This window comes from Pseudoxanthomonas spadix, from assembly GCF_003703395.1.
In the GTDB taxonomy this organism is placed as follows: Bacteria; Pseudomonadota; Gammaproteobacteria; order Xanthomonadales; family Xanthomonadaceae; genus Pseudoxanthomonas_A; species Pseudoxanthomonas_A spadix.
This window is the reverse complement of record NZ_RDQN01000001.1, coordinates 263,860-288,622: the sequence shown is the minus strand read 5'-3', so window position 1 is coordinate 288,622 and position 24,763 is coordinate 263,860. Positions and strand designations below refer to the sequence as shown.

General features: G+C 66.4%; 27 protein-coding genes. 7 read left to right on the top strand and 20 right to left on the bottom strand.

What is annotated here, in order from left to right:
* Positions 1-193: 193 nt before the first annotated feature.
* Positions 194-1,159, bottom strand: a complete 966-nt coding sequence (locus D9R12_RS01285) for a PDR/VanB family oxidoreductase (protein WP_122227149.1) — start codon at positions 1,157-1,159, stop codon at positions 194-196.
* A gap of 5 nt (positions 1,160-1,164) precedes the next feature.
* The gene (locus tag D9R12_RS01280; RefSeq protein WP_122227147.1) at positions 1,165-2,226 is read right to left on the bottom strand and encodes an aromatic ring-hydroxylating oxygenase subunit alpha; all 1,062 of its coding nucleotides are present in this window, start codon (positions 2,224-2,226) and stop codon (positions 1,165-1,167) included.
* Positions 2,227-2,380: 154 nt separating this feature from the next.
* Here D9R12_RS01280 and D9R12_RS01275 point away from each other — a divergent pair, with 154 nt between their 5' ends.
* The 3 genes from D9R12_RS01275 (at position 2,381) to D9R12_RS01260 (ending at position 4,671) form a co-directional block, all read left to right on the top strand.
* On the top strand, positions 2,381-3,340 hold the full coding sequence (locus D9R12_RS01275; RefSeq protein WP_122227145.1) for a LysR family transcriptional regulator: 960 nt from the start codon (positions 2,381-2,383) through the stop codon (positions 3,338-3,340).
* A 101-nt stretch (positions 3,341-3,441) separates the two neighbouring features.
* On the top strand, positions 3,442-3,759 hold the full coding sequence (locus D9R12_RS01270; protein WP_280518452.1) for a LysR substrate-binding domain-containing protein: 318 nt from the start codon (positions 3,442-3,444) through the stop codon (positions 3,757-3,759).
* A 201-nt stretch (positions 3,760-3,960) separates the two neighbouring features.
* The gene (locus D9R12_RS01260; RefSeq protein ID WP_244919609.1) at positions 3,961-4,671 is read left to right on the top strand and encodes a LysR substrate-binding domain-containing protein; all 711 of its coding nucleotides are present in this window, start codon (positions 3,961-3,963) and stop codon (positions 4,669-4,671) included.
* Between the two features lie 315 nt (positions 4,672-4,986).
* On the opposite strand, the gene D9R12_RS01255 is transcribed toward D9R12_RS01260, so the two are convergent.
* From D9R12_RS01255 to D9R12_RS01230, 7 genes are all read right to left on the bottom strand, one after another.
* A complete protein-coding gene (locus D9R12_RS01255; protein ID WP_122227141.1) occupies positions 4,987-5,298 on the bottom strand; it encodes a type II toxin-antitoxin system RelE/ParE family toxin in 312 nt (103 codons plus the stop codon).
* A 4-nt stretch (positions 5,299-5,302) separates the two neighbouring features.
* Positions 5,303-5,572, bottom strand: a complete 270-nt coding sequence (locus tag D9R12_RS01250) for a type II toxin-antitoxin system Phd/YefM family antitoxin (protein ID WP_014160797.1) — start codon at positions 5,570-5,572, stop codon at positions 5,303-5,305.
* 500 nt (positions 5,573-6,072) lie between these two features.
* On the bottom strand, positions 6,073-6,771 hold the full coding sequence (locus D9R12_RS15515; RefSeq protein WP_147475034.1) for a hypothetical protein: 699 nt from the start codon (positions 6,769-6,771) through the stop codon (positions 6,073-6,075).
* 84 nt (positions 6,772-6,855) lie between these two features.
* On the bottom strand, positions 6,856-7,848 hold the full coding sequence (locus D9R12_RS01245; RefSeq protein ID WP_210538839.1) for a COG3904 family protein: 993 nt from the start codon (positions 7,846-7,848) through the stop codon (positions 6,856-6,858).
* A gap of 666 nt (positions 7,849-8,514) precedes the next feature.
* Positions 8,515-9,342 (bottom strand): hypothetical protein, encoded by an 828-nt coding sequence (locus D9R12_RS01240; protein WP_122227137.1) that lies wholly within the window; start codon positions 9,340-9,342, stop codon positions 8,515-8,517.
* A 420-nt stretch (positions 9,343-9,762) separates the two neighbouring features.
* Entirely contained in the window at positions 9,763-10,635 is an 873-nt protein-coding gene (locus D9R12_RS01235) for a nucleotidyl transferase AbiEii/AbiGii toxin family protein (protein WP_122227135.1), read from the bottom strand.
* Positions 10,628-11,251 (bottom strand): type IV toxin-antitoxin system AbiEi family antitoxin domain-containing protein, encoded by a 624-nt coding sequence (locus D9R12_RS01230; protein WP_280524756.1) that lies wholly within the window; start codon positions 11,249-11,251, stop codon positions 10,628-10,630. The genes D9R12_RS01235 and D9R12_RS01230 overlap by 8 nt, the downstream gene beginning before the upstream one ends.
* Before the next feature lie 487 nt (positions 11,252-11,738).
* Here D9R12_RS01230 and puuE point away from each other — a divergent pair, with 487 nt between their 5' ends.
* Positions 11,739-12,674 carry an allantoinase PuuE gene (gene puuE, locus D9R12_RS01225; RefSeq protein WP_014160802.1) on the top strand — a complete coding sequence of 312 codons (936 nt, stop codon included), beginning with the start codon at positions 11,739-11,741 and terminating at the stop codon, positions 12,672-12,674.
* Entirely contained in the window at positions 12,671-13,180 is a 510-nt protein-coding gene (uraD, locus tag D9R12_RS01220; protein WP_122227133.1) for a 2-oxo-4-hydroxy-4-carboxy-5-ureidoimidazoline decarboxylase, read from the top strand. The genes puuE and uraD overlap by 4 nt, the downstream gene beginning before the upstream one ends.
* Positions 13,181-13,225: 45 nt before the next feature.
* On the opposite strand, the gene hisIE is transcribed toward uraD, so the two are convergent.
* The 11 genes from hisIE to D9R12_RS01165 form a co-directional block, all read right to left on the bottom strand.
* Positions 13,226-13,855, bottom strand: a complete 630-nt coding sequence (gene hisIE / locus D9R12_RS01215) for a bifunctional phosphoribosyl-AMP cyclohydrolase/phosphoribosyl-ATP diphosphatase HisIE (protein WP_122227131.1) — start codon at positions 13,853-13,855, stop codon at positions 13,226-13,228.
* A gap of 23 nt (positions 13,856-13,878) precedes the next feature.
* A complete protein-coding gene (hisF, locus tag D9R12_RS01210; RefSeq protein ID WP_122227126.1) occupies positions 13,879-14,655 on the bottom strand; it encodes an imidazole glycerol phosphate synthase subunit HisF in 777 nt (258 codons plus the stop codon).
* Positions 14,649-15,416 carry a 1-(5-phosphoribosyl)-5-[(5-phosphoribosylamino)methylideneamino]imidazole-4-carboxamide isomerase gene (gene hisA / locus D9R12_RS01205; protein ID WP_170159114.1) on the bottom strand — a complete coding sequence of 256 codons (768 nt, stop codon included), beginning with the start codon at positions 15,414-15,416 and terminating at the stop codon, positions 14,649-14,651. Before hisA ends, hisF begins: the two co-directional genes overlap by 7 nt.
* 5 nt (positions 15,417-15,421) lie before the next feature.
* Positions 15,422-16,021, bottom strand: coding sequence for an imidazole glycerol phosphate synthase subunit HisH (gene hisH / locus D9R12_RS01200; protein ID WP_014160807.1), 600 nt, complete (start codon positions 16,019-16,021; stop codon positions 15,422-15,424).
* Entirely contained in the window at positions 16,021-17,097 is a 1,077-nt protein-coding gene (gene hisB / locus D9R12_RS01195; RefSeq protein ID WP_122227120.1) for a bifunctional histidinol-phosphatase/imidazoleglycerol-phosphate dehydratase HisB, read from the bottom strand. The genes hisH and hisB overlap by 1 nt, the downstream gene beginning before the upstream one ends.
* Positions 17,094-18,182 carry a histidinol-phosphate transaminase gene (gene hisC, locus D9R12_RS01190; protein WP_122227118.1) on the bottom strand — a complete coding sequence of 363 codons (1,089 nt, stop codon included), beginning with the start codon at positions 18,180-18,182 and terminating at the stop codon, positions 17,094-17,096. Before hisC ends, hisB begins: the two co-directional genes overlap by 4 nt.
* Positions 18,179-19,510: a histidinol dehydrogenase gene (gene hisD / locus D9R12_RS01185; protein ID WP_122227116.1), complete on the bottom strand. Its 1,332-nt coding sequence runs from the start codon at positions 19,508-19,510 to the stop codon at positions 18,179-18,181. The genes hisC and hisD overlap by 4 nt, the downstream gene beginning before the upstream one ends.
* Positions 19,507-20,421 carry an ATP phosphoribosyltransferase gene (gene hisG, locus D9R12_RS01180; RefSeq protein ID WP_014160811.1) on the bottom strand — a complete coding sequence of 305 codons (915 nt, stop codon included), beginning with the start codon at positions 20,419-20,421 and terminating at the stop codon, positions 19,507-19,509. The genes hisD and hisG overlap by 4 nt, the downstream gene beginning before the upstream one ends.
* Before the next feature lie 11 nt (positions 20,422-20,432).
* Complete coding sequence (locus D9R12_RS01175; RefSeq protein WP_122227114.1) at positions 20,433-20,756, bottom strand: YerC/YecD family TrpR-related protein; 324 nt, start codon at positions 20,754-20,756, stop codon at positions 20,433-20,435.
* 206 nt (positions 20,757-20,962) lie between these two features.
* A complete protein-coding gene (locus D9R12_RS01170) occupies positions 20,963-21,253 on the bottom strand; it encodes a hypothetical protein (protein ID WP_122227112.1) in 291 nt (96 codons plus the stop codon).
* 41 nt (positions 21,254-21,294) lie between these two features.
* Entirely contained in the window at positions 21,295-23,685 is a 2,391-nt protein-coding gene (locus D9R12_RS01165; protein ID WP_210538846.1) for a glycoside hydrolase family 15 protein, read from the bottom strand.
* A gap of 365 nt (positions 23,686-24,050) precedes the next feature.
* Between D9R12_RS01165 and D9R12_RS01160 the strand changes: the two genes are divergently transcribed.
* Together D9R12_RS01160 and D9R12_RS01155 are read left to right on the top strand one after the other, a co-directional pair.
* On the top strand, positions 24,051-24,299 hold the full coding sequence (locus D9R12_RS01160; RefSeq protein WP_122227644.1) for a type II toxin-antitoxin system ParD family antitoxin: 249 nt from the start codon (positions 24,051-24,053) through the stop codon (positions 24,297-24,299).
* A gap of 6 nt (positions 24,300-24,305) precedes the next feature.
* Positions 24,306-24,599: a type II toxin-antitoxin system RelE/ParE family toxin gene (locus D9R12_RS01155; RefSeq protein ID WP_122227110.1), complete on the top strand. Its 294-nt coding sequence runs from the start codon at positions 24,306-24,308 to the stop codon at positions 24,597-24,599.
* Positions 24,600-24,763 lie beyond the last annotated feature (164 nt).

Here is a 24,763-nt window from a genome sequence, read left to right as displayed (position 1 = left end):
TGCGCAGCAGGGGAGGGCTGGGGAGGGGTTGCTTTTGCTTGCGCCGTGCAGCCAGAGCAAGAGCGACCCCACCCCGGCCCTCCCCTTTGCTGCGCAAAAGGCAGGGGGCAAAAAGTGCGCCGCTTGGATGCCGTGAGCTGCATCATGCCCGCAGCCGGCGCGCGGCGCAGACCCCAATGTGCGCCGGCCACGCTCACAGCGCCAGGACCAGCCGCGCGCTGTGGCTGCGCGAGCAGCACAGGGTCATCTGCCGGTTGCTGCGCTTTTCCTGCGCGCTCTGCACGCTGTCGCGGTGGTCGGGGATGCCATCGACCACATCGGTCAGGCAGGCGCCGCACATGCCCATCTCGCACGACAGGCTCAGGGCCACGCCGGCTTCCTGCAGCACCGCGGCGATGGTCCGGCCCGGGGGGATGGCGAAGACCTGGCCGGACGAGGCCAATTCGACCTCGAAGCCGGCGTCGTCACCGTCGCCCTGCACGATGGCCGCCGGCGGCGCAAAGGCCTCGCTGTGGATGCGCTCGGCCGCCCAGCCGTGCACGCGCGCCGCGGCGGCGATGTGTTCCATGAAGGCGGCCGGGCCGCACAGGTAGAGCTGATGGTCCGCCTCGCCGGCCTGCAACGCCGCGGGCAGGTGCTGGCGCGCGTGGCGGCCCTCATCGCCACAATGCACCTGCACATGCTGCGGGCCGAGCCGTTCCTGCAGCAGGCGTTCGAAGGCCACTTCGCTGCGGCTGCGGGTGTAGTAATGCAGCTCGAAGGACGCGCGGCGTGCGTACAGCTGCTGGGCCATGGCCAGCAGCGGGGTGACCCCGATGCCGCCGGCGACCAGCACGTGGTGCGCGCCCGGTTGCAGCGCGAACAGGTTGCGCGGCGCGGAGATGGTCAGCGTATCGCCCACGCGCAGGCGTTCGTGCACGCAGGCCGAGCCGCCGCGCGAGGCCGCTTGGCGCCGCACGCACAGCACGTAGCGCGTCAGGTCGGCCGGGGTGCTGGCGATCGAATACTGGCGCACCAGCCCGCCGGGCAGGTGCAGGTCCACATGTGCCCCGGCCTCGAACGCCGGTAACGGCGCGCCATCGGCCGAGACCAGCTCCAGGGCCATGTTGCCCGCGCCCTGGCGGCTCATCGCATCCACGATCACCGGCAGCAGGGCCATGGCGATCAGGCCAGGAAGAACGCGCCAAAGCCCATTTTCTTCAGGCCGCGGCGATAGGCGATGGAACTGCGGTCGGCGGGAATGTGCGCCTCCAGCGCCATGTCCAGCGGCAGGCGCTCGGGCTTCTGCATCTCGACCATGGCCCGGTCCTCCTCGAACACCCGCAGGTTGAAGGCGTGCACCTCCTCCACCGGCTGGGCCAGGTTGAAGTTGCGTGCAATCGGCACGAACAGCCGGGTCTTGCGCGCCGACATCGGGCTGGCGCAATTGAAGATCACCAGCCGGTCCTGGCCCGGGAAATGGATGGTCAGCGAGGCGGTGAACGGCAGGTGGGTCTCGAACCTGCGCAGCCAGGCAAAGTCTGCCGGCGCCAGGTGGCGCAAACCCTCGCCGTAGTTGCTGACGCTGCTGATGTAGTCGGCGCGGAAGCCGTGTTCGGTTTCCACCGTCGTGTAGTCCGGCACCCGCTGGTTGTCCGGGTCGGCGAAGGTGCCGGTGTGGATCCAGGCAAAATGCGCCACGTCCAGGAAGCCTTCCATCTGGCGCCCGGCAAAGCCGTTGATGTCGAAGGCCGGGCAGTTGATCTGCTGGAAGCCGGCATCGTCCCAGTGCGGCATCACCGGCAGCGGCGCCGGCGACTGCGGATCGGGCGCCAGGCAGGTCCAGACCAGGCCGTAGCGCTCCACCGCCGGATAGGTTGTCAGGTGCAGCTTGGCCGGGATCGGCCTGTCCGGGCTGGACGGCACCCGGTTGCAGCGCCCGCCACTGCCAAAGCGCAGGCCGTGGTATGGACACACCACGCCCTGGTCATCGTGGCGGCCCATGCTCAACGGCACGCCGCGGTGCGGGCAGACATCGCGCGCCACCACCACTTCGCCCGCCACCCGATACAGCACCAGGGGCTCGTCCAGCAGCATGGCCTGGTGCGGGGCGCCGGTGACCTCGGCGGCATTGGCCACCGGGAACCACTGGCGCGCCAGCAGCTGCCAGTCCGACTCGGTGAAGGTGCAGTTGGGCGGCAGCGCGCTGTGCGGATTTGCGGGGTGAGCGGCGGCAGTGGCGGACATGCGGGGCAGGCGACCTGATGGCGCCGGGACCATGGACCCACGGGAGCGTGGCCATGGCGAACCGGAGGAACGCATCTACCTTGCTGCCCGCCCGTGTTGCAGTCTATAAGAGATTTTGCAGCTCCCCGTTGCAAAAAACAGAACAGGCCAGGCCATGCTGCCCTTCTCCCGTTTCGCCAGCTACTTCATCGAGGTCGCCGCCCAGGGCAACCTGCGCAAGGCCGCCGAGGTGCTGCATGTCTCGGCTTCGGCGATCCATCGGCAGATCCAGGGCGCCGAGCAGCAGCTGGAAACCGAGTTGTTCGAACGCCTGCCCACCGGCATGAAGCTCACCACCGCCGGCGAGCTGCTGCTGGACGATCTCACCCGCTGGCGCAAGGAACACGCCCGCACGCTGGAGCGCGTGGGCGACCTGCGCGGGCTGCGCCGCGGCCACGTCAGCATCGCCCTGATCGACGCCCTGAGCGAAGGCTTCGTGCCGCAGCTGCTGGCCGAGCTGACCTGCGAATATCCCGGCTTCTCCTTCGACCTGCGCGTGGTCAAGAACCGCATCGCCAGCGAACTGGTGGCCGCGGCCGAAGTCGACTTCGGCCTGCTGCTGGACCCGGTCGAGCATGGCAACCTGGAAGTGCGCGCGGCCATCGAGGTGCCGGTGGGCGCGGTCCTGCCGCCCGCTCACGCCCTGGCCGGCGAGAAGACCCTGGCCATGAGCCGGCTGCTGGACCAACGCCTGCTGGTGCCGGCCGCGCCGCTGGTGATCGAGGAGCGCACCCGCAGCCTGTACCTGCGCCACGGCGTGGACCCGCGCCGGGTCACCACCTGCAACGACACCCGCCTGATCCGCTCGCTGATCCGCGCCGGCGGCGGCGTGGGCGTGCTGAGCCTGGTGGACGTGGCCCACGATGTCGAACAGGGCACCCTGGCCTTCGTCCCCCTGCACGGCTGGCAGGCGCGCCCCCTGCAGCTGGCCGTGTGCACCGCCCCGCGCCGCCAGCCCAGCCGTGCCGCCCAGCTGGTGCTGGCGAGGATGGTGGCTGCGCTGCAGGAATTGCCGGAGCGGCTGGTGGGGAAGTCGGGGAAGAAGGTCGCGGCCAGAAAGACTCACAGCGGCTGAAAGCAAAAGCGCCCTCTTTGTTCGTCATTCCCGCGAAGGCGGGAATCCAGGGACTTCGATTGGCTCCCAGAGATGAGAAGAGGGAAAGTGCACTCTGACCCCTGTTCGCGCGCCGGGTCACCACCTGCAACGACACCCGCCTGATCCGCTCGCTGATCCGCGCCGGCGGCGGCGTGGGCGTACTGAGCCTGGTGGACGTGGCCCACGATGTCGAACAGGGCACCCTGGCCTTCGTCCCCCTGCACGGCTGGCAGGCGCGCCCCCTGCAGCTGGCCGTGTGCACCGCCCCGCGCCGCCAGCCCAGCCGCGCCGCCCAGCTGGTGCTGGCGAGGATGGTGGCTGCGCTGCAGGAATTGCCGGAGCGGCTGGTGCGCAAATCGGGGCAGAAGCTCGGGTCCAGAAAGTCTCCCAGCGGCTGAAGGCACCAGAAAGACTCACAGCGGCTGAAAGCAAAAGCGCCCGCTTTGTTCGTCATTCCCGCGAAGGCGGGAATCCAGGGACCTCGATTGGCTCCCAGAGATGAGAAGAGGGAAAGTGCACTCTGACCCCTGTTCGCTAGCGAGCTGCTGCTGGACGATCTCACCCGCTGGCGCAAGGAACACACCCGCACGCTGGAGCGCGTGGGCGACCTGCGCGGGCTGCGCCGCGGCCACGTCAGCATCGCCCTGATCGACGCCCTGAGCGAAGGCTTCGTGCCGCAGCTGCTGGCCGAGCTGACCTGCGAATATCCCGGCTTCTCCTTCGACCTGCGCGTGGTCAAGAACCGCATCGCCAGCGAGCTGGTGGCCGCGGCCGAAGTCGACTTCGGCCTGCTGCTGGACCCGGTCGAGCACGGCAACCTGGAAGTGCGCGCGGCCATCGAGGTGCCGGTGGGCGCAGTCCTGCCGCCCGCTCACGCCCTGGCCGGCGAGAAGACCCTGGCCATGAGCCGGCTGCTGGACCAACGCCTGCTGGTGCCGGCCGCGCCGCTGGTGATCGAGGAGCGCACCCGCAGCCTGTACCTGCGCCACGGCGTGGACCCGCGCCGGGTCACCACCTGCAACGACACCCGCCTGATCCGCTCGCTGATCCGCGCCGGCGGCGGCGTGGGCGTGCTGAGCCTGGTGGACGTGGCCCACGATGTCGAACAGGACACCCTGGCCTTCGTCCCCCTGCACGGCTGGCAGGCGCGCCCCCTGCAGCTGGCCGTGTGCACCGCCCCGCGCCGCCAGCCCAGCCGCGCCGCCCACCTGGTGCTGGCGAGGATGGTGGCTGCGCTGCAGGAATTGCCGGAGCGGCTGGTGCGCAAATCGGGGCAGAAGCTCGTGTCCAAAAAGTCTCCCAGCGGCTGAAGGCACCAGAAAGACTCGCAGCGGCTGAAGGCACCAGAAAGACTCACAGCGGCTGAAGGCAAAAGCGCCCGCTTTGTTCGTCATTCCCGCGAAGGCGGGAATCCAGGGACTTCGATTTCTTCGTCATTCCCGCGAAGGCGGGAATCCAGGGACTTCGACTTGTTCGTCATTCCCGCGAAGGCGGGAATCCAGGGACTTCGATTTGTTCGTCATTCCCGCGAAGGCGGGAATCCAGGGACTTCGATTGGCTCCCAGAGATGAGAAGAGGGAAAGTGCACTCTGACCCTGAGGTATCGCATCGCCCACGCTCATCGCTCATGGTGCGTCTTCGTCTGGCACGTCGAGCAGGCGCTCATTGCGCCAGACCCGAACCACGCGCACCTGCTTCAGGTCACGCCGATAGACGATGCGAAACGGTGGCCGGATCAGCTCGCGCAGAAAAGGCTGGTCGAACTCGGGGACGATACGCCCAAGGTCCGGATGATCGGCGAGTGCCTCGATGCGCGTGACGGTTTCGCCGAGCAAGCGCTCGCCCACTTCAGGCACACCCCGTTCGGCGTACCACGCCCGTATCGACTCTGGATCGACCAGCGCGGATTCGGCGAGCCGGACGGCAACCTTGGCCACGCCGCTACTTCAAACCGAGCCGCGCCTTGGCCTGCGCCAATGACAGCTCCCGGCCCGCCTCGAGGTCGGCGAGACCGGCAACGACCGCCCGCATGAATGCGCGTTCCTCTTCGGCCGTCTCGTAGTCGCGCATCGACTGCACCACGGCCACGCCGCGCCCGCGGCTGGTGAGCAGCACAGGGCGGTGCGCGTCCGCCGCATGCTTGACGACGCGGCCGGGGTTGACCTTCAGGTCGGTCAGCGGAATCACGTCCTCGGAGAACTTGGTGCCCATACCGGTATCCTCAAGGCTCTGTAGACAGGACCAACAATAGCACCCGTTCAAGAACCTATCCAACCCAATACGCCTGTAGGAGCGGCGTTCCCGCCGCGATCGGGCTTTCCCGGCGAACCAAGCCATCGGCCCGAGGGCGGGCCTCCTACAACCGGTGCCCGGCGCGCCCGTAGGCGCTGCCCCCGCCGCGGCCGGCGGGCCTCGCCGCGACGGGGCTTTCCCGCGAACGTGGGGAAGTCGGGGAAGAAGGTCGAGGCCCGAAAGACTCACAGCGGCTGAAAGCAAAAGCGCCCTCTTTATTCGTCATTCCCGCGAAGGCGGGAATCCGGGGACTTCGATTGGCTCCCAGAGATGAGAAAAGGGAAAGTGCACTCTGACCCTGAGGTATCCGAGATGGGAAGAGGGAAAGTGTACTTTGACCCTGAGGTTTTCGCTGAGGTTTTCGCTGAGGTTTTCGCTGAGGTTTTCGCTGAGGTTTTCGACCCTGAGGTTTTCGGTTTTTAGGCAGACCTGGATACCGGTAGAGACTCTCTGAGCTCCCGAACTACACGAACAAATGCAAGGCAATCTTCATCAGGGATGCGTAGAATGAAAGCTGGCTTATGACCTAGTCCGTTGAATGAGGCCCCAACAGACCAGGCTACTTGATCATCAGCGAGCCAGACACGGTCATGGAATTGCTCAGTTCTTCTGCAGGTAATTTTTAGCCGTCTGCGCCTACAAAGCTCATTAACTTGTCCAGCTATATCTACGTCACGAGCACGTGGCTTGATGAATATTTCAAGTTTTCTTGTCGATTGTGGGATCAGCTCGTCAAGTCCATTGATCAAGTCAGCTGCGGTCATATCACGACGACCCCTTAGAAGGTACGGATCGCAGATGGTTACTTGATATGGATTTCCAAGGCCTTCCCGGAGATAATTGATTCCGCTCCTTCGTTCGGCAGGGCCAACACTTGTCATAAGATGCATGAAATCTTGAGCGGCGGGCTCTTGCAGTCTGCACCGGAAATGTTCCTGCTCTAGTAACTTATCGAGGCGATCCTCGATTAGAGAAAGCCGATAGTCGTACCAAGATGATCCCCAAAGAAACCAATCAGCCAACGGCAAATCCAGCTGAGCCAGATCATCATCGTTGGTAAACTCTCTCAACCTCGCTATCGATCGGCTCAAAATTTCAATCGCGTCTTTTCGATTCACAACGGACCTCCGTTTTCCGCATAACGCCTGAATTAGTCCAACCCGCGAAGCCTGTTCGGCTTGAATTACTTGTTAGGCAAAAGCCTAGCGACCTTGCAAACAGTTTTTTATGAAGTAAGCCATCTTCTGCCTCGCGGGGCGGACATCTATAGTTATCCCCCATCTGGTTGGCCCGCCGTTCTCAGTCCAAATGCCAATTGTGTTAGTCTTGAGCAAATTTAATAGGTCGGAGTTAGAGGGCAATCGCTGCAGCCAAAGCACGCTGTCAACTGCACTGGTTCCCGATCGTGCTTTTGCAACCAGCAATTCGCCCGAGTCCGTTTCAAGATAGTTTCTAGCCAGGCCAAATTGCTTCTCTCTTGACAGATCTTGAGTCGTGACAATTCCCGCCAGCAGGATGATGCTATTATCCTCGCACCCAAATAAGAGCCTTGCTGTCCCATTGCTACTCCTCTGCTCTAGTTTTAAGTATGGAGTTGCACCAACCATCTTGATCTCAGCCACAGTCGGATTGGCGCCATTGTTTGAAAGCCCCAATGAAATGGCCTGACCTTCGGTCAGCCAGAACATCGAATCGCCGCGGGCAGTGCTTGCAACGACAAATGCCTGCGGATCAACTCCCATGGACTGTAAATAATCGACGATAACCGAGCTGACAATTTGAGTTTCTCCAATGTCGACTTGGTTGGTGCCAGATGAATAAAACTGATGTATCCCGAGCCTCTCTTTGCCACCGTAATAGAAACGGTATTCACCCCCTGCGAATGCATAGGCACAAGAGCTTGCACACATGCCCTGATATAGGCGCCCGCCGTTCTGGCCATACGAACCTACGCCTGTATCAAAGCGCATAGATCGAATCGCCTTCCCCAGTCTCAACCCTTCGGATAGCGATCCGCCCGGGGAATCAAATAACACGATTGCGTCATTGATCGCATTTGCGGTGACGAACTTTTGAAATCTCTCAGAAGCTCCTCTGTCGATCTCACCAAAAGCGAAGATCTCGTACTGGCCGCCACGTAGCGCAGCCCGAAAGAGATTGTTCTTAGGGGTGTTAGGAGCGATCTTGAACTGCATTGGCTCAGCTGCATAAGCAGGGACAACTAACGCCAGCGCCAGGGTTAATAATCGAGACATGCCGAGGCCTTTCCCATGCAAACGAATTAGGCCGGCCCGCGAAGCGGTTTTTCTTGAACTAGTTGTTGGCATTAGCGTAAAGCCCCGAGACCTAGCTTTCTATATTGGAACATCACCCATGGACGAAGTAGTAAATCTTGCTTCGGCCCTAACTCACCCTACGACAACAGGAATATGCCGTCGCTGGCCCGATGGAATGTTCCGCCATCCTATCAAGTTTCAGTTTACTGGAAAGAGGGGTTAGAAGGAAATGCGGATGAAACCTCAGGGTCGAAGCCTCAGGGTCAGAGTGCAACATGCACGCAGGCCCCCACCTAGCCAGTGCCTGGCGATAGCCAATTTGGCGTTCGCCATCAACATTGTGCATCGCACCAGCCCCGGCTCAGTTCTTGGCTTGCCCCCGTTGAGCATGCCCGATGTCCCGCGCACTGCCCTCGCCTTCTCCGATCGATGCGGTGCCGCCGGCCGGTCCTGGTTCCTGCTCGCCATCCAGCACGTCGTGCTGATGTGTGCCGGGCGGTGGCGGTGCCATTGGTCGTGGCGGGCGCCGATACCGCCTTCCCGCTCAGCGCCGACCTGTTCTCATCCGATGGCTGACATGGTCGTTCAGATCCCCTTGAACTCGATAATGTCTTCATCCGTGAGCGTCGGCATCTGCGGCTCCACCGGTGAACGGAGCGATAGAGCGATCGCGAGCTGAACAAATCGGTCGAACGTGGAGGCTAGGTACTCCAGCGCATCAGGTTCATGAGAGCGGTTCGGTTCTGTCGGCTCAATGGGGATGGTCGGTGTACGCGTGGCGGAACCTGAAGATCGCTGTTGAACCAACAGCTGCGGATCACGCCGGAGCGGGTAGTAGAGTTGCGGCACCGAACGCGTATAGAGAGTGCGCGTGTCCTGGTACGTGTGGTGAAAGCCTTGGACGCTTCGAAGTGAAGCGGCGTGGGTGAACAGGTTGCGATAGCTCGTGAAAACAGAAATCCAGCCTCCGGCGTCGCCCGCGGCGCGAAGCTTGACCGCGAGATCGGGATCAGGCGTGGAGTCGCGTTTGAGCTTGTCCAGCAATCCCTTGTAGGTTGCGATGCCGTCATGTCCAAAAATGTGCCCTGCGGCGAACTCGGCGAGCAAGTCGCGTAGCACGGCCAGTTGCCAGAAGAAACTGTGGATGGCCGGATACACTGCTTGCGAATGGCTGTCGGAGAAGCATCGGGATGGAAGCTCCCAGGTTTCCGCGTCCTGCGCACCCAATTGGACGGCATAAGCCTCGCAAAGGTTTTGCAGGTGGGTCTGACATTCATCGACAGCGCAGGCGAGGCGGTCTGCAAGATCGGCCAAGCGCGTCTGGCTTGCGACTTCAGCGCCGTGGCTCACCATGTTCCAGCGGTCGTGAGCCTGCTTGGCTCCCCACCAGTACTCTGCGTCCTGCCACGCCATGAAAAGCGGAACACGTCGACCAGTAAATTCGTCCCTGAGCTGGTAGGCAGTGATGCCCCAGGATCGGCAGGCCGCATGTAGATAGGCAGGAGAACAGCTTGTCCAACTGCAGCGATTGCAGCGAAGCGAACACCAGCTCGTTTAGTCCGTGCGTGTGGTCGAGCTGGCACTTGCTCGCGCTGTAGAGCGCGACTTGGCCGCCGCCAAACCATACCTGGTATGCCAGTGCCGGCGGAGATCGGTAGTTCATGTCAGGGAAGCGGAAGGTGGCGGCGTCGGCCATGGCGCGGAGGATGTCTGTGCGTTGCGAGAAGTATTCATCATGGTGCACTTGCCAGAGATCCTGTCAGGAGCTTGGCTGCCCATGAGGTCGAGCCATGTTCGTGCGTCGGCGATCCGATCACTGCAGCTCAATCTGGTTTAGGAGTGCTGCTGGGCGAAAAGCCGCAGTACAACCGGCATCAGCCGCGCCTTCAGCTCGGCGACTACCACCTCCAGCGCCGGTGCCTCTTGTTCGACGTTTCGCGTGAAGGCACGCCATTGACTCTTGTGCGTGTCGTCCTCTGCAAAGGTCGCGCTCAGCGCGTCCGGCGTCCCGCCAGGCAGGGCAGTGCCTCGGCGTTCGAACGTGGCGCGAATCGCGCTGGCGAGTCGTTCGAGGTCAGGTTCCCGCGTCATCAACAGCGCCCACACGTCGTAGTAATCCTTGATCCGGGAGTTGGCCAGTCCGAGCTTGACCATGGCCTCGAACTTCTCGGCGATCACCGTTTCAGGTGGATAGGCCAGCAGGTGCGGTGCCGGCATGTCCAGCAGCACGGGCAGGTCGATCTCCTGCAGGCCAGGCTCGGTCGCGTCGCCGAACCCGACGTCGATGACGATGGGGATACGTGCGCCGGCCAGCCTCGCGGTCGTCCGCAAGCGCACGCCGCCGTAGTGCTGATCGTCGCGGATCAGCTCCGCTTTCAATGCATCGATGTCGTAGACCAGGCCGTCGTCGACCGGGATCGCCGCGATCTCGCGGAATCGCGCCAGCAGGACGTCCATCGATGGGTCGCCGAAAGCGAGGAAGTCGACGTCGCGGGTCGGACGGTGTGGGCTTTTGAACCAGGTCGTGACCAGAAGCGCACCCTTGAGCACGTAGCGGTCGCGGTAAGCCGAAAGGCTGAGGCGATACAGCAGGCGTTCCAATGCGTAGCGGGTCAGCAGCTGGTCCAGCGGACGCTGCGTTTCGCGGGCGAGATTCAGCAATCGCGCGCGTACCGATGCCGCGATGTTGGTCGGGGGCTTAGCCATCGGAGGTCAGCGTGGTCAGGTAGGGCTGCATGGTCTTCCAGACGCCCGCCTGCTTGGCAAACCTGGCGATGTCGGCCGGGTTGGCCTTGCGCTGGCGAAGCGTTTCCCGGAGTGCTTCGATCACCACTGCCTCGCCGACCGTGCGGCGATAGCGGAACAGGTCGGCAATTGTCTTGGCGACGCCGAAGATCGACACCGGGATGTCTTCGATGAGGTGGCGCTCGACGCCGGCCGCCAGCTGTTCGGCAGGGAAGCGGACGATCCGGACCGGGGGATAGGCGATGCGAGGGCGCCAGTCCTTCCTGTCCAGTGCCACCCACACCCGAGCGGGCAGCTGGTCGGTCAGGCCGTGGAAGGCCAGCGCCGAGGTCAGGCAGACGACTCCCTTCGGGATCAGCTTGGCCACTTCCGCCAGCGTGTGCTGCTGGTCGAGGTCCGCGTCGGCAAGCTGGTACAGGCCTCGTGCCAGTCGCACGATGGCACCATCCCGCTCGAGCCGGGAGACGGTCGTGGCCGTCACCCCAGCTTCGCCGAACTCGCGCAGGCGCATCATCCCGCGGCGTTGCAGCAGCGAGAGGGCGTGTTCGCGTTGGGTACTGGTTGGGGGGATGGGCACTGTTACAAAACCTTGGCCGAAACCACTATCAGCCGAGGTTTTATAACACGCCTCCCGCCGGCGGGTCGATGCGGGCAGCTTCCACGTGGGGAGCGTCAGCGGAATCCGAACTTCGGGCTGGCCGATACGCCAGGTGCCTATTCGACACTTGGCATTGCGCTCCACGGCGTGCCGTCAGCAGAGTTCGTACGGATGCCGGAGCAATTCGCGCCCCCGGCGTAGCGGGGCGTCGATTGCAACTGCTGAGTAGCCTGCTGCGGAGGCGGCATCCGGGAGCACTGCCGGCGACGGGCGAGCGCCGACAGGGCGTCCTGCATCGTACGACCCTGTCTTTGTGAACAAGGATGAAAACCTGTTCCGCTGCAGACTGGCCACGCCGGTGCAACCAGACCCAGATCGCGCCAGACTGCGCGCAAGCCGCGCGCCTTTCCATTTGCGGGCGGTTGTTCCTAAAGTGCGTTTTCCACCGCCTGCGTGACCCGTCCCGATGCCCGATGATGCCTATCCCCGCGACCTGATCGGCCATGGCCGCCACCCGCCGTTCGCCGACTGGCCGGGCAAGGCCAGGATCGCGGTGCAGTTCGTACTCAATTACGAGGAGGGCGGCGAGAACAACGTGCTGCATGGCGATGCCGGTTCGGAGCAGTTCCTGTCCGAGATCGTCGGCGCGGCCAGCTATCCGGCGCGGCACATGAGCATGGAGTCGATCTACGAATACGGCTCGCGGGTGGGCGTATGGCGGATCCTGCGCGAGTTCGAGCGACGCGGCCTGCCGTTGACCGTGTTCGGCGTGGCCATGGCGCTGCAGCGCAATCCGGAAGCCACCGCGGCGTTCGTCGAACTGGGCCACGAGATCGCCAGCCACGGCTGGCGCTGGATCCACTACCAGGACATGGACCCGGCGCTGGAACGGGCGCACCTGGAGCGCGCGGTGCAACTGCATGCGCGCCTGACCGGCAGCGCGCCGCTGGGCTGGTACACCGGCCGCGACAGTCCCAACACCCGCCGGCTGGTGGTCGAACACGGCGGCTTTGCCTATGACGCCGATTACTACGGCGACGACCTGCCGTTCTGGACCCGGGTCGAAACCTCCAGCGGCGAGCGCAAGCCGCACCTGGTGGTGCCCTACACGCTGGACGCCAACGACATGCGCTTTGCCACGCCGCAGGGCTTCAACACGGCCACGCACTTGTTCGAGTACCTGCGCGACAGCTTCGATGCGCTCTATGCCGAAGGCGAGGAGGCGCCGAAGATGCTCTCCATCGGCATGCATTGCCGGCTGCTCGGTCGGCCCGGGCGCATCGTGGGCCTGCAGAAGTTCCTGGACCACATCGCAAGACACGACCGGGTGTGGGTGTGCCGACGGATCGACATCGCCAACCACTGGCGGCAGCGGCATCCGTTCGTGGAAGCTGCGGCATGATCGCCCTGGCCGAGCTCAACGCGCTGCCCGCCGATGCCTTCATCGGCGCGCTGCAGGGCATCTTCGAGCATTCGCCGTGGGTGCCGGCCGGCGCGGCGGACAGGCGGCCCTACCCCTCGCGCGAAGCCCTGCACGCGGCCATGTGCGCGGTGGTGCGCGAGGCCGGCCTGGAGGCGCAGCTGGGCCTGATCCGCGCCCATCCCGAACTGGCCGGCAAGGCCGCCATCGCCGGTGAGCTCACCGCCGCATCGGCCAGCGAACAGCGCGGCGCCGGCCTGGATCAATGCAGCGCCGACGAATACGCCGAGCTGGTGGACTTGAACCACCGCTACCACCAGCGCCACGGCTTCCCCTTCATCCTGGCCGTGCGCGGCCACACCCGAACCAGCATCATCGCGTCCCTGCGCGAGCGGCTGGCGCGCGACACGGCGACCGAGATCGCCGAATGTCTGCGCCAGATCGAGCAGATCGCCGCGCTGCGGCTGGCCGACCTGGTCCGGGAATGAGTCGTGCAAGGCCGCTTCAGCGGCGGCGGCCAAGCGCCAAGCGCCTCAGCGCGGATCATGCCGCTGCTGCAGCACGGCCACCGCATCGGCCAACGACAGGCCGCGCGCGCGCAGCAGCACGGTCAAGTGATACAGCAGGTCGGCGCTTTCGCCGAGCAGGTCGGCATCCTCCTGCGCCACGGCGGCCAGCGCGGTTTCCACGCCCTCCTCGCCCACTTTCTGGGCGATGCGGCGGATGCCGCCTTCGAACAACCTGGTCGTGTAGCTGCCGGCGGGCTGTTGTGCATGGCGCTGGGCGATCAGCGTGTCCAGCTCGGCCAGGAACGCGATACCGCCGGAGGCAGGTGCTTGCACGCCCGGCGCGGCAGCGAAACAGCTGGGCCGCTGCAGGTGGCAGGTATCGCCGTGCGGACGCGCCAACACCAGCAGCGTGTCGGCATCGCAGTCGATCTGCACGTCGACCAAATCCAGGAAATGCCCGGAGCTCTCGCCCTTGGTCCACAGCCGCTGCTTGCTGCGGCTGAAGAAGGTGACATGGCCGGTGCTGCGGGTGACCTGCAGCGCCTCGGCGTTCATGTAGCCCAGCATCAGCACGCGCAGCGTGTCGGCGTCCTGGACCACGGCCGGCAACAATCCATCGCCCTTGGCCCAGTCCAGCGTATCGGTCGTGCTCATGATTGCGATCCAGTCACGGCCGCTCAGGCGGCCAGGCGCATCGGGATGCCGGCCGCGGCCAGCGTGCGCTTGAGGTCGGGGATGGCGATGGCGCCACTGTGGAAGACGCTGGCCGCCAGCGCGGCGTCCACGTCGGCCTGCTGGAAGGCGGCGATGAAATGCTCCGGCGCGCCGGCCCCGCCGGAGGCCACCAGCGGCACGTGGCACACCGCACGCGCGGCCTTGAGCTGCTCGATGTCGTAGCCGCGACGCACGCCGTCGCTGTCCATGCAGTTGAGCACGATCTCGCCGGCGCCCAGCTCCTGCGCCTGCACGATCCAGTCCAGCGTGCGCAGCGGTTGCGCACGGGTCTTGCTCGGATCACCGGTATGGCTGCGCACGCGCCACTGGCCGTCGGCCTCGCGCACCGAGTCGATGCCCACCACCACGCACTGCACGCCGAAGGCGGTGGCCAGCTCGCCAATCAACGCCGGCCGCTCCAGCGCCGGGGTGTTGATCGAGACCTTGTCCGCGCCGGCATGCAGCACCGCCCGCGCGGTGGCCACGCTGCGGATGCCACCGGCCACGCAGAACGGGATGTCGAGCAGGCGCGAGACCTTTTCCACCCAGGCATAGTCGACCGAACGGCCTTCCGGGCTGGCGCCGATGTCGTAGAACACCAGCTCGTCGGCCCCGGCATCGCGGTAGCGCAGCGCCAGCTCGGCGATGTCGCCCATGTCGATGTGGTCGCGGAACCTCACGCCCTTGACCACGCGCCCGCCGCGCACGTCCAGGCACGGCACGATGCGACGGCTCAACATGCGCCCGCCTGCGCAAAGGCCTGCGCCAGGGTGAAGCGGCCTTCCAGCAGCGCGCGCCCCAGCACGATGCCGCCGCAACCGGCGGCCTTGGCCTGGCTGACATCGGTCACCGCGTGGACGCCGCCGGAGGCCTGCACCTGCACCTGCGGCAGCAGCGCGACCAGGTGCCGATACAGGGCGAAGTTGGGCCCGGTCAGCATGCCGTCGCGGGCGATGTCGGTGCACAGCAGGTGCGCCAGGCCGGCCCGGGCATAGCGCACCGCCAGCGCGTCCAGCAGCACGCCCGAGCCTTCGGTCCAGCCGTGGATCGGCAACTGCCACACGCCGGCCGCGTCCTGGCGTGCATCCAGGGCCACGGTGATGCGCTCGGGGCCGAACTCGTCCAGCCAGCCCAGCACCTGCAGCGGCGCACGCACCGACAGCGAGCCGATCACCACCCGCGAGGCGCCCGCCTGCAGCAGCGCGGCCACGTCGCCATGGCTGCGCACGCCGCCGCCAGTCTGGACCTGCAGCCCGGTGCTGGCGCGGATCTGCTGCAGCAGCGGCAACAGCGTGTAGCCACCGGCGCGGGCTGCGTCCAGATCGACCAGATGCAGCCAGCGCGCACCCTGCGCGGCATAGGCCTGTGCCGCGGCGAGCGGATCATCGCCATAGGTCGTTTCGCGGTCGTAGTCGCCCTGGGCCAGGCGCACCACCCGGCCACCGCGCACGTCGATGGCCGGATACAGCTGGAACGCCGTGGCGGCGCTGGTGTCGGGCACGGCACTCACGCCAGGCCTCCTTCGATGAAGTTCTGCAGCAGGCGCGCGCCTACCGCAGCGGAGCGTTCGGGATGGAACTGCGCACCGGCCACCGCTCCGCGCTGGACGATGGCGGCGAAGGTCTGGCCGTGCGTGGTCGCACTGAGGCAGTCCTCGCTGACCGGCGCGGCGTAGCTGTGCACAAAGTAGGCCTGGTCCTGGGCGCCGATGCCGCGGGTCAGCGAAGCCTCGCGCCTGGGCGTGAGCGTATTCCAGCCCATGTGCGGCACCCGGATACCCTCACTGAGCGGCAGCTTGGCGACCTTGCCGGCCAGCAGGCCCAGGCAGGGCGTGTCGTCTTCCTCGGAATGCTCGAACAACACCTGCATCCCGACACACACCCCCAAAAGCGGCGCCTGCAGGGTCTTGATCGTATCCACCAGCTGCAGCTCGCGCAGCCGGCCCATGACCTGCGCCGCCGCGCCGACACCCGGCAGGATCACCCGGTCGGCGCTGCGGATCACCTGCGCATCGGTGGTCAGTTCGGCTTCCACCCCCAGCCGGCCCAGTGCGTAGCGCACCGAGCCGATGTTGGCGCCGCCGGCATCGATCAGGGCCAGCCGCATCACAGCGCCCCTTTGGTCGAAGGCAGCTCGGAGCCTTCGCGCCTGATCGCCTGGCGCAACGCGCGCGCCAGCGCCTTGAAGCAGCCTTCGACCTGGTGGTGGTCGTTGTCGCCGCGCACCTGCAGGTTGAGGTTGAGCCCGGCCGCATCGCACAGCGAGCGGAAGAAATGCGGCACCAGCTCGGTCGGCATGTCGCCCACGCGCTCGCGCTTGAAAGTGCCGTCGAACACCAGGTACGGCCGTCCGGAAAAATCCAGCGCCGCGCTGGCCAGGCACTCGTCCATCGGCAGGGTGAAGCCGTAACGGCCGATGCCGCGCTTGTCGCCCAGCGCCTGCTTCAGCGCCTGGCCCAGGGCCAGGGCGGTGTCCTCGATGGTGTGGTGCTCGTCGATGTGCAGGTCGCCGCTGGCCTGGACCGTCAGGGCGAAGCCACCGTGCTTGCCGATCTGCTCCAGCATGTGGTCGAAGAACGGCAGGCCGGTGTGGACCTTCGGCTCGGCCGCCTGGTCCAGGTCCAGTTCGACCAGGATGTCGGTTTCCCTGGTCTTGCGGTGCACGCGGGCCGTGCGCGGCGCATCGGCCAGGACGTGGGCGATGCCGGCCCAGTCCCACTGCCCGCCGAACTGCTCGGTCCTGAGCTGGAAGCCGCCGATGCCCAGGTTCTGCGCGAACTGCATGTCGCTGTCGCGGTCACCGACCACCGCCGAGCCGTCCAGGTCGATGCCGCGATCGCGCAGGTAGTGCATCACCAGGGCCAGGCCCGGCTTGCGCGTGGGCGCGTTGTCGGCCGGCCAGCTGCCGTCCACCAGGATTTCGCGAAAGGTGATGCCCTGGCTCTCGAAGATCTGCAGCATCAGGTTGTTGGGGCCGTCGAAGCTTTCGCGCGGATAGGCGTCGCTGCCCAGCCCGTCCTGGTTGGTGACGATCACGAACTGAAAGCCCGCATCACGCAACTTGAGCAGCGCCGGGATCACGCCCTTGACCAGGCGCAGCTTGTCGTAAGAGTCGATCTGGAAGTCGGCCGGCTCCTCGATCAGGGTGCCGTCGCGGTCGATGAACAGAATTTTCTGGCTCATGCGGCCACCGCCTGCGCGCTCAGCGCGGCCAGCACCCGGGCGTTCTGCTCCGGCGTGCCGATGGTGATGCGCAGCGCGTCCTGCAGTTGCGGGGCGGCGCGCTGGTCGCGCACCACCACGCCGGCGGCCAGCAATGCGCGGAACGCACCCTCGGCATCGGCGAAGCGCACCAGCAGGAAGTTCGCATCGGAGGCGTATACCCGGCGCACGCCGGGCAGCGCCGACAGCGCGCAGGCCAGCCGCGCGCGTTCCTCGATCACCAGCGCGATGCGCGCCCCGGTGGATGCCAGCGCGCCCGGCGAGAGGCCGGCCACGGCCAGTTCGGCGCACGGCGTGGGCACCGGATACGGCGCCTGGCAGGCGCGCAGCACCGCGATCAGGCGCGGGTCGGCGATCACCACGCCCACTCGCGCCGCAGCCAGCGCATGCGCCTTGGACAGCGTGCGCAGCACCGCCACTTCCGGATGGCGCGCACGCAGCGTCAACGCCGAAGGCACCTGCGAGAATTCGCCATAGGCTTCGTCGACCACCACCAGCGCCCTGCCCTGCAGGGTCTGCAGCAGCGCTTCGATCCGGGCCAGCGCAATCGAGGCCCCGGTCGGGTTGGCTGGCGAGCACAGGAACACGATCTTCGCGCCCTGCTCCAGCACTGCCGCGGCAATGCCATCGAAATCCGGGGCGAAGCCTTCGGCGCCGTCGATCAGCGGCACCGTGATCAGCCGGGCATCCTGCAAGCGCGCACTCACCGCATACATGCCGAACACCGGCGGGGTGGCCACCACCGCGTCCTGCCCGGCCACGCACAGCGCGCGCACCAGCAGGTCGATGGCCTCGTCGCTGCCGCGGCCGATCAGCAGCTCCTCCGGCGCGCAGCCATACAGGCCCGCCAGCGCGGTCTTCAGCGCAGCCGGCTGCGGATCGGGATAGCGGCGCAAGCTCGCATTGGCATCGGCCGGATTGTTCCATGCGCTTTCGTTGGCGTTGAGCCACACATCGCCACGCAGATCCTCGCTGCGCGCGGACTTGTAGCCGCCAAAGCCGCGTAGGTCCGGGCGCACCAGCTCGAGCAGATCAGGCTTGCTCATCGCCCGGCCTCCTGCAGGCGCAGGCGCACGGCGTTGGCGTGGGCCTCCAGGCTTTCGGCCGTCGCCAGGGTCACCGCCGACGGCCCGATGGCCAGGATGCCGGCCGCACTGGCTGCCTGCACGCTGACGAAATTCTGGAAACTGGCCACCGACACGCCGCTGTAGGCGCGTGCCGCGCCGCTGGTGGGCAGCACGTGGTTGGTGCCGCTGCAGTAATCGCCCAGCGCCTCGGGCGTGTAGTCGCCCAGGAACACCGAGCCGGCGGCCTCGACCTTGGCCAGCCACATGCGCGCATCGCGCAGCGCCAGGATCAGGTGTTCCGGGGCGTAGGCATTGCTGATGGCGAAGGCTTCATCCAGCGAGTCGACCTGCACCAGCCGCGAGGCCGACAGCGCCTGGCGCGCGATGTCCGCACGCGGCAGCGCGGCCAGCTGCGCTGCGAGCTCGGCTTCCACCCGATCCAGCAGGCCGGCATCGTCGGACAGCAGCAGCACCTGCGAATCCGGGCCGTGCTCGGCCTGGGAGAGCAGGTCGGCGGCGACGAAGGCGGCATTGGCGCCGGCATCGGCGATCACCAGCACTTCCGAAGGACCGGCCGGCATGTCGATCGCCGCCGCGCCGTTCTGCGCCACCTGCTGCTTGGCTTCGGTCACATACGCGTTGCCGGGCCCGAACAGCTTGTCGCAGGCCGGCACCGGGCCAGCGCCGTAGGCCATCGCCGCGATTGCCTGGGCTCCGCCCAGCACGAACACCCGGCTTACCCCGGTCAGGCGCGCAGCCACCAGCACCGCAGGATCGGCGCTGCCGTCCTTGCGCGGCGGCGTGCACAGCACCACCTGGCGGCAGCCGGCCAGGCGCGCCGGCACGCCCAGCATCAGCGCGGTGGAAGGCAGCGGCGCGCTGCCGGCCGGCACATACAGGCCGACCCGAGCGATCGGCCGGATGATGCGTTCGCAGACCACGCCCGGGGCGGTTTCCACCGCGTAGGGCTGGGCGATGCCGGCCCTGTGGAAGGCTTCGATGCGCGCGGCGGCTTCGACCATGGCCTGCTTCAGCGCCGGGCCGATGGCCGCCTCGGCCGCGGCGAACTCGGCTTGGCCGACTTCAAAGGACGCCGGCGCCGCCCCATCCAGACGCGCGGTAATGGCACGCAGGGCTTCAAGCCCGCCACTGCGCACCTCGTCGATCAATGCGGCGACCGTGCGCCGTGTCTGCGCAGCCACCGTCTGCGCCGGGCGTTGCAGGGTGCGTGCCTGCGCATCGGCATCCAGCGCGCGCCAGAGGCTGCGCTGCACGGCCAGCGATTGCGTGCGAAGCGATGCGTTCATGCCAGCGAGCGCTCCACCGACAGCACCATCAGCCCGCGCGCGCCCGCCCGCTCCAGTTCCTCCAGCTGCTGCCAGCTGATCGCGGTGTGGCACATGGTCTGCAGCGAAATGCCTTCGGCGTGTTCGCCCGGCAGCTGCACCAGCGGCTCGGCATCGACCAGCAGGCGCGTCAATGCCGGCACCGTATCGGGCGCGGCGCGGAACATCAACAGCTTGCTGTCCTTGAGCTTGAGCACCCCATCCATGCGCCGCAGCAACATCGCCGAAAGGTCAGCGCGCGCATCGTTGAAGCCATGCACCGGGCCTGCCAGCACGGCCTGGCTTTCCAGCAGGGTTTCGACCGGCTTGAGCTGGTTGGCGCGCAGCGTGGCGCCGCTGGAGACCAGGTCGCAGATCAGGTCGGCGGTGCCCAGCTTGGGCGCAATCTCGACCGAACCGGACAGCTCGACCACCGCCGCATCCACACCGCGCGCGCCGAGCCACTGGCGCAGGATCGCCGGATAGCTGGTGGCGATGCGCAGGCCCTGCAGCTGCTGCGCGCCTTCCCATTCCCAGGTCTCGGGGATGGCGAGCATCAGCCGGCAGCCGCCGAAGCCAAGCGCGCGCACTTCGCGATAGGCCGGTGCCAGGCCAAGTTCCAGGCGCGCGTTGGCCTGCTCATCCAGCTCGTTGCGGCCGACGATGCCGTAGTCGCACACGCCATCGGCGATCAGGCCGGGAATGTCGTCATCGCGGACCAGCAGCAGGTCCACGGGTAACGATTCGCCGTAGCAGAACAGCCTGTCGCGGCTCTCGCGCCAGCTCAGGCCGCAGGCGGCCAGCAGGCTGCGCGCGGGTTCGGCCAGGCGGCCGGATTTCTGGATGGCGATGCGCAGACGGTCGCGCGTCGCGTTGGCGACGATGGCAGGCATGAGGGTGGACTTCACTGTGCGGCGCTGGTGCGCGACTGCTGGCGACGCAGCGCAGCGGCATAGCCGCCGGCGCCGGTCTCCAGCGTGCGCGCGACGCGCCCGATGGTGGTGACGCTGACTTCGGTCAGTTCGTGGATTTCGCGATACGGCACACCCTTGAGGATCAGCGGCACCACCCGCCAGCGGTCGGCCATGGCCTCCAGTTCGGCGGGGGTGCACAGGTCCTGCAGAAACGCGCGCACGTCCTCCGGCCGGGACAGGCCGGCCAGGGCCCGGGCCAGCGCCTGCAGGGCCAGGCTGGCGGTCTTCTCGTCGATGTCGGTGCGACGCTTCATGGATGTCTCAATGTATTAACGCGCTATCACGTTAACACAATCCGTGCGCCCGGACAACCGATGGAACGTCCCCGAGCTGCGCCCCCCGCTTGCGGCCATGCGGCTCGCATCCGTGGATTGAGTCAGCCGAAGACGCCTGCAAGGATCCCGAGCTTGCCCGCATGTTCGTGGGCCGCCGCGCCCCGCCCCGGATTGGCGGCAGATGGTTATCCGGGATGCACGTCGTGGCCAGCCGTTCCGACGGGGGCGGAAGCAGAGGCCTCGGTTGCCGGGGCACACCAATGGCATTCATGGGAAATGCGCGCCGACAGGGGCTGGCCACTGAATCGGGTCCCCTGGAACAGGCAGGCCAGGAAGATCGGACGGTCGACCGCCGCATCCACCACGACTTCACCGCCCTCGAAGGTGCAGCGGACAAAGGCCAGTTCATCCTGGCCTGCCTCGATGTCGATTCGGGTTCCCGCGGGGAACCAGCTATCCCGGATCACAAGTCTCATCGGACGCCTCCGGCCGCAGTGCGGACCGCAACCGACCCCAGTCAGTCGGTTTCCACCCTCACATGATAGTCGCAGCCCACCCAGGTGCTGGACACCTGCCATCGGAACGTGAAATCCAGGCGCTGGCCGGGCCGCAGGGACCGGACGTCCAGCTCCGCCACCTGAAAACCCAGGCCGCTGTCGACGCTGATCAGGTCCTGGGTGTCCTGCCAGCCGTCGACGCCCCAGTGGATCAGGGCTGGCGCAGGCAACAGGATCACCAGCCCAAGCCCGGGCTGGAGGGTGCCGATGGGCGCCATCTGCGACCAGAACGCGCGCTGGATGCGCGGACGCTGTCCCTTGTAGCGCGCCCAGACCGCTCGGGGCCGGTCGAACGGAGCGCCCAGATGGCGCGACACCATCAGCTTGGTGAACTCCGCATGGGCCCAGACCAGGGGCATGGCCGCCCCCGTCGGACGCCCGAAGACCAGGCGCCGCGCCGGCACGTCCGGGCCATCCCAGACCTGCTCGGGGATGAGGCCAGTGGCATTTGCCAGCCCCGCCATGGTCTCCAGCCAGGGCAAGGGGTCCTGACCTGCGGCCAGCGCATAGTGCCCGCGCTCGCCGGTCAGCAGGGGCCAGGGCCGTCCGCGACCGGTGCCGTCGTAGGCGCGGCCATCGTCGTGTTCGCCATAGCCGTCGCCGTTGTAGCGCCGCCACACCGGTCCGGCCGGCGTGTCGACCTTGAGCAGATGATCCACCACCGCCAGGCTGTCGAGGATCAAGGGATCATCGGCAAGCCGCAGACCGAAGCGCACCAGCTGGAGAAAGTCGGTGGAAACGTGCTCATCGGCCGGCAGGATCAGACCATCTTCGCGGTTGCGGACCGGCAGCGGCCGGCGCAGGGCGGCCGCTCCCTGCTGCAGCACTTCCGCGGGAGCGGTGCGCACATGGTAGGCCGGCACGCCCAGACGGTCCGCCAGTTCGGTGTTGCGGGCCACGGCCCAGGATTCGAGGCGATCATTCCAGTAGTCGGCCAGCGCCAGCACCCATTGGCGGGCGTCCTCGGCCACGAAGTCACTGCCCGCCACCAGGGCAGCGATACAGGCGGCAAGCGTGAAGCTGTTGATGCCGCTGTTTTCTTCCCAGCGATCCTGCTGGGTGACCGGCCCCTGCAGGGCAATGAAGCCCAGCGCCTGGCCGACCATGGCGCCCACTTCGATTCCACCCAGGCCGCCCCGTTCATCGATTGCTGCAGCCAACAGCACCGGGAAGGCCGTTTCGTCCAGCTGGACCCCCGACCAGAAGGGTTTGCCGCCCAGCCATTGGTTCTGGCTCCAGTGGCCGCCCTCGTGCTGGCTGGCGATCAGGTAGCGCAGGGTGTCGCGGGCTTCCTCCTCGGCGCCCAGGGCCAGCAGCGCGCCTGCACATTCCACCAGGTCGCGCGGCCAAACCAGGTGGTAACCGCCCCGCTCTTCCCCCGTGTCGCCCCAGGGAACGCTGAGGCTGGCCACCATCGCCCCCGGATAGGTCTTGTCCAGATGGGTGCGCAGGACCATGGCCGAGACCTGCAACTGCCGGCGCAGGGAATCGGGAAGATCCAGCGGCACCGCAAAGCGCTCACTGCGGCGCGCCTGCCAGGCCTCCCAATCGGCGACCTGATGTTGCAGGAGCATGTCGAACGGTTGCAGCAGGCTGGAGATGGCCAGAGTCGCCGCCGCGCTCATGCTGCTGCCGAAGCCCAGGGCCAGCACTGCCCGGCGCGGCAGTTCGCCGGTCAGGGCGACATTGCCCGGACCGGCACTGGGATAACGCCAGGTCAAGGCACCGTTGCGGGCAAAATCCTGCCAGCCGTCGCTGTGACCCACGTAACCGGCGCTGGCCGCGCTGAACGCGTCGCGCTGGTCCTCATCCACGGCGGCGAGGGCCAGCGCGAAAGGCCCTTGCCCGGCCAGCAGCACGCAGCGGCCACGATGGCGCCCGACCGTGGCGCGGTTGCCATGGCCGGTTGCCCCCAGGCGGGGGGCGAGCAGCACGTAGGGCCGCAGCTGCGCGTCGCCGTCCAGCCGAACCTCGATCGCCAGCACGTCGCGTCGCGGATCTGGCGAGATCCGCAACCGCAGGGTGTACCGCGGGTGGTGGTGGCTGATTTCCAGGGCCGCAACCCCCGGCGCCACGAAATTTACCGTGTAGTTTTCCAGTCGCTTGACTTCGGACCAGAAGCCGCGGCCATCGGCCACGATGAAGCCCAGATCGCGGATCTGGGGAAGGTCGACACGCGGGTAATAGACCTCGTTGAGGATCCCGAAGCCGGTGGTGAACCACAGCCGCGAAAGCCCGAGCGAACAGCCCACGGCATCTTTCGCACTGCTGCTCCAGGTCGGCGCGATGCCGGGACGGCCGGGAGCATCCAGGGCGAACTGCGGTTTCTTCAAATCGTCCAGATCACCCATCGTGTTGCCCAAATCCTCTGCGAGCTGACGCACTTGTGTCACGCCGGGCCCGTTGATTGCCATGGAATACCGCGTCTGCCTGTGAAAGCACCAGCATGGCGCGGCGAACCGCCGGAGTCAGGAGCCACCGATGCCAATGGGCGTTGACCGCCCTGACATGTCAATCATAGATTGTCGGCCCGGTGCGAGGCGTGCTGCCCGATGCGGCGCTGACACAGGATTACGCGCACATCATTTTCGACACGGCCCCTATCGGCGACAGCAGCCACGGCAGAAGCCAGCGGGCAGTTGGCGACCGAAAGGCGTCTTGATAACAGTTATCAAGCGAGCTATCCTTGGCCAGCTTCCTAGTGAAGGTGAACACCATGATCAGCGCCGACCTCGGCCAACTACTTGAGCACTATGTGGCGCAGCTAGTCGCCTCTGGCCGTTACGGCTCGAAGAGCGAAGTGCTGCGCGAAGGGGTGCGCCTGGTTCAAGATCGGGAAACCCGTCTCGCAGCGTTGGACGCTTCCATCGCCCGTGGCATGGCCGACGCCGACGCCGGGCGGACGAAGCCTGCCGAAGCCGTGTTTGATCGGCTTGAAGCGAAGTATCGAGCGCAGGCGGGCTAGCACCGCATGATCGTGCAGCTGTCGGCGGAGGCCGAGGGCGACCTTGAACGCATCGGCGATTACATCGCCAAAGATAACCCGCGCCGAGCGCTGACCTTTGTGCGCGAACTGCGTGAAAAGTGCATGGATTTGGCGCTGACACCGGAGGCTTTCCCGCTCGTGTCCCGCTATGAGCGGCACGGCATCCGCCGCTGCGTGCATGGCCCCTATTTGATCTTCTATCGTGTCGCGGCGGATCGAGTGCTGATCGTCCATGTGTTGCACGGCGCGATGGACTACGCACCGTTGTTGTTCGCGTAGGCGAGCCTTCTGCGGCTCGCCTGCTCGGTGGTGGTGCCTTTTGCTTTTGGCCCTTCTGGGGCGAAGTGGGTGCAGGCGGGGGCCAAGGTGTGGGCGGCGTCAGCCGTCCATCGGCTTGTCCCCGGTCTGTGCCCACGGTGGCCGCAGGCCCTCCGCCTTGCATC

Bases quoted from the DNA above. Each gene is read 5' to 3' on its own strand.
- D9R12_RS01280 (WP_122227147.1), bottom strand. From the start codon at position 2,226: ATGTCCGCCACTGCCGCCGCTCACCCCGCAAATCCGCACAGCGCGCTG.
- D9R12_RS01165 (WP_210538846.1), bottom strand. From the start codon at position 23,685: ATGGGTGATCTGGACGATTTGAAGAAACCGCAGTTCGCCCTGGATGCT.
- hisH (WP_014160807.1), bottom strand. From the start codon at position 16,021: ATGCGGCTGGCCCTGATCGATGCCGGCGGCGCCAACATCGGCTCGGTG.
- D9R12_RS01235 (WP_122227135.1), bottom strand. From the start codon at position 10,635: ATGGCTAAGCCCCCGACCAACATCGCGGCATCGGTACGCGCGCGATTG.
- puuE (WP_014160802.1), top strand. From the start codon at position 11,739: ATGCCCGATGATGCCTATCCCCGCGACCTGATCGGCCATGGCCGCCAC.
- D9R12_RS01250 (WP_014160797.1), bottom strand. From the start codon at position 5,572: ATGGGCACCAAGTTCTCCGAGGACGTGATTCCGCTGACCGACCTGAAG.
- D9R12_RS01170 (WP_122227112.1), bottom strand. From the start codon at position 21,253: ATGAGACTTGTGATCCGGGATAGCTGGTTCCCCGCGGGAACCCGAATC.
- hisB (WP_122227120.1), bottom strand. From the start codon at position 17,097: ATGAGCCAGAAAATTCTGTTCATCGACCGCGACGGCACCCTGATCGAG.
- D9R12_RS01175 (WP_122227114.1), bottom strand. From the start codon at position 20,756: ATGAAGCGTCGCACCGACATCGACGAGAAGACCGCCAGCCTGGCCCTG.
- hisF (WP_122227126.1), bottom strand. From the start codon at position 14,655: ATGTTGAGCCGTCGCATCGTGCCGTGCCTGGACGTGCGCGGCGGGCGC.
- hisIE (WP_122227131.1), bottom strand. From the start codon at position 13,855: ATGAGCACGACCGATACGCTGGACTGGGCCAAGGGCGATGGATTGTTG.
- D9R12_RS01245 (WP_210538839.1), bottom strand. From the start codon at position 7,848: ATGCAGTTCAAGATCGCTCCTAACACCCCTAAGAACAATCTCTTTCGG.
- hisC (WP_122227118.1), bottom strand. From the start codon at position 18,182: ATGAGCAAGCCTGATCTGCTCGAGCTGGTGCGCCCGGACCTACGCGGC.
- D9R12_RS01240 (WP_122227137.1), bottom strand. From the start codon at position 9,342: ATGGCGTGGCAGGACGCAGAGTACTGGTGGGGAGCCAAGCAGGCTCAC.
- D9R12_RS01155 (WP_122227110.1), top strand. From the start codon at position 24,306: ATGATCGTGCAGCTGTCGGCGGAGGCCGAGGGCGACCTTGAACGCATC.
- hisD (WP_122227116.1), bottom strand. From the start codon at position 19,510: ATGAACGCATCGCTTCGCACGCAATCGCTGGCCGTGCAGCGCAGCCTC.
- hisG (WP_014160811.1), bottom strand. From the start codon at position 20,421: ATGCCTGCCATCGTCGCCAACGCGACGCGCGACCGTCTGCGCATCGCC.
- D9R12_RS01160 (WP_122227644.1), top strand. From the start codon at position 24,051: ATGATCAGCGCCGACCTCGGCCAACTACTTGAGCACTATGTGGCGCAG.
- D9R12_RS01285 (WP_122227149.1), bottom strand. From the start codon at position 1,159: ATGGCCCTGCTGCCGGTGATCGTGGATGCGATGAGCCGCCAGGGCGCG.
- D9R12_RS01275 (WP_122227145.1), top strand. From the start codon at position 2,381: ATGCTGCCCTTCTCCCGTTTCGCCAGCTACTTCATCGAGGTCGCCGCC.
- uraD (WP_122227133.1), top strand. From the start codon at position 12,671: ATGATCGCCCTGGCCGAGCTCAACGCGCTGCCCGCCGATGCCTTCATC.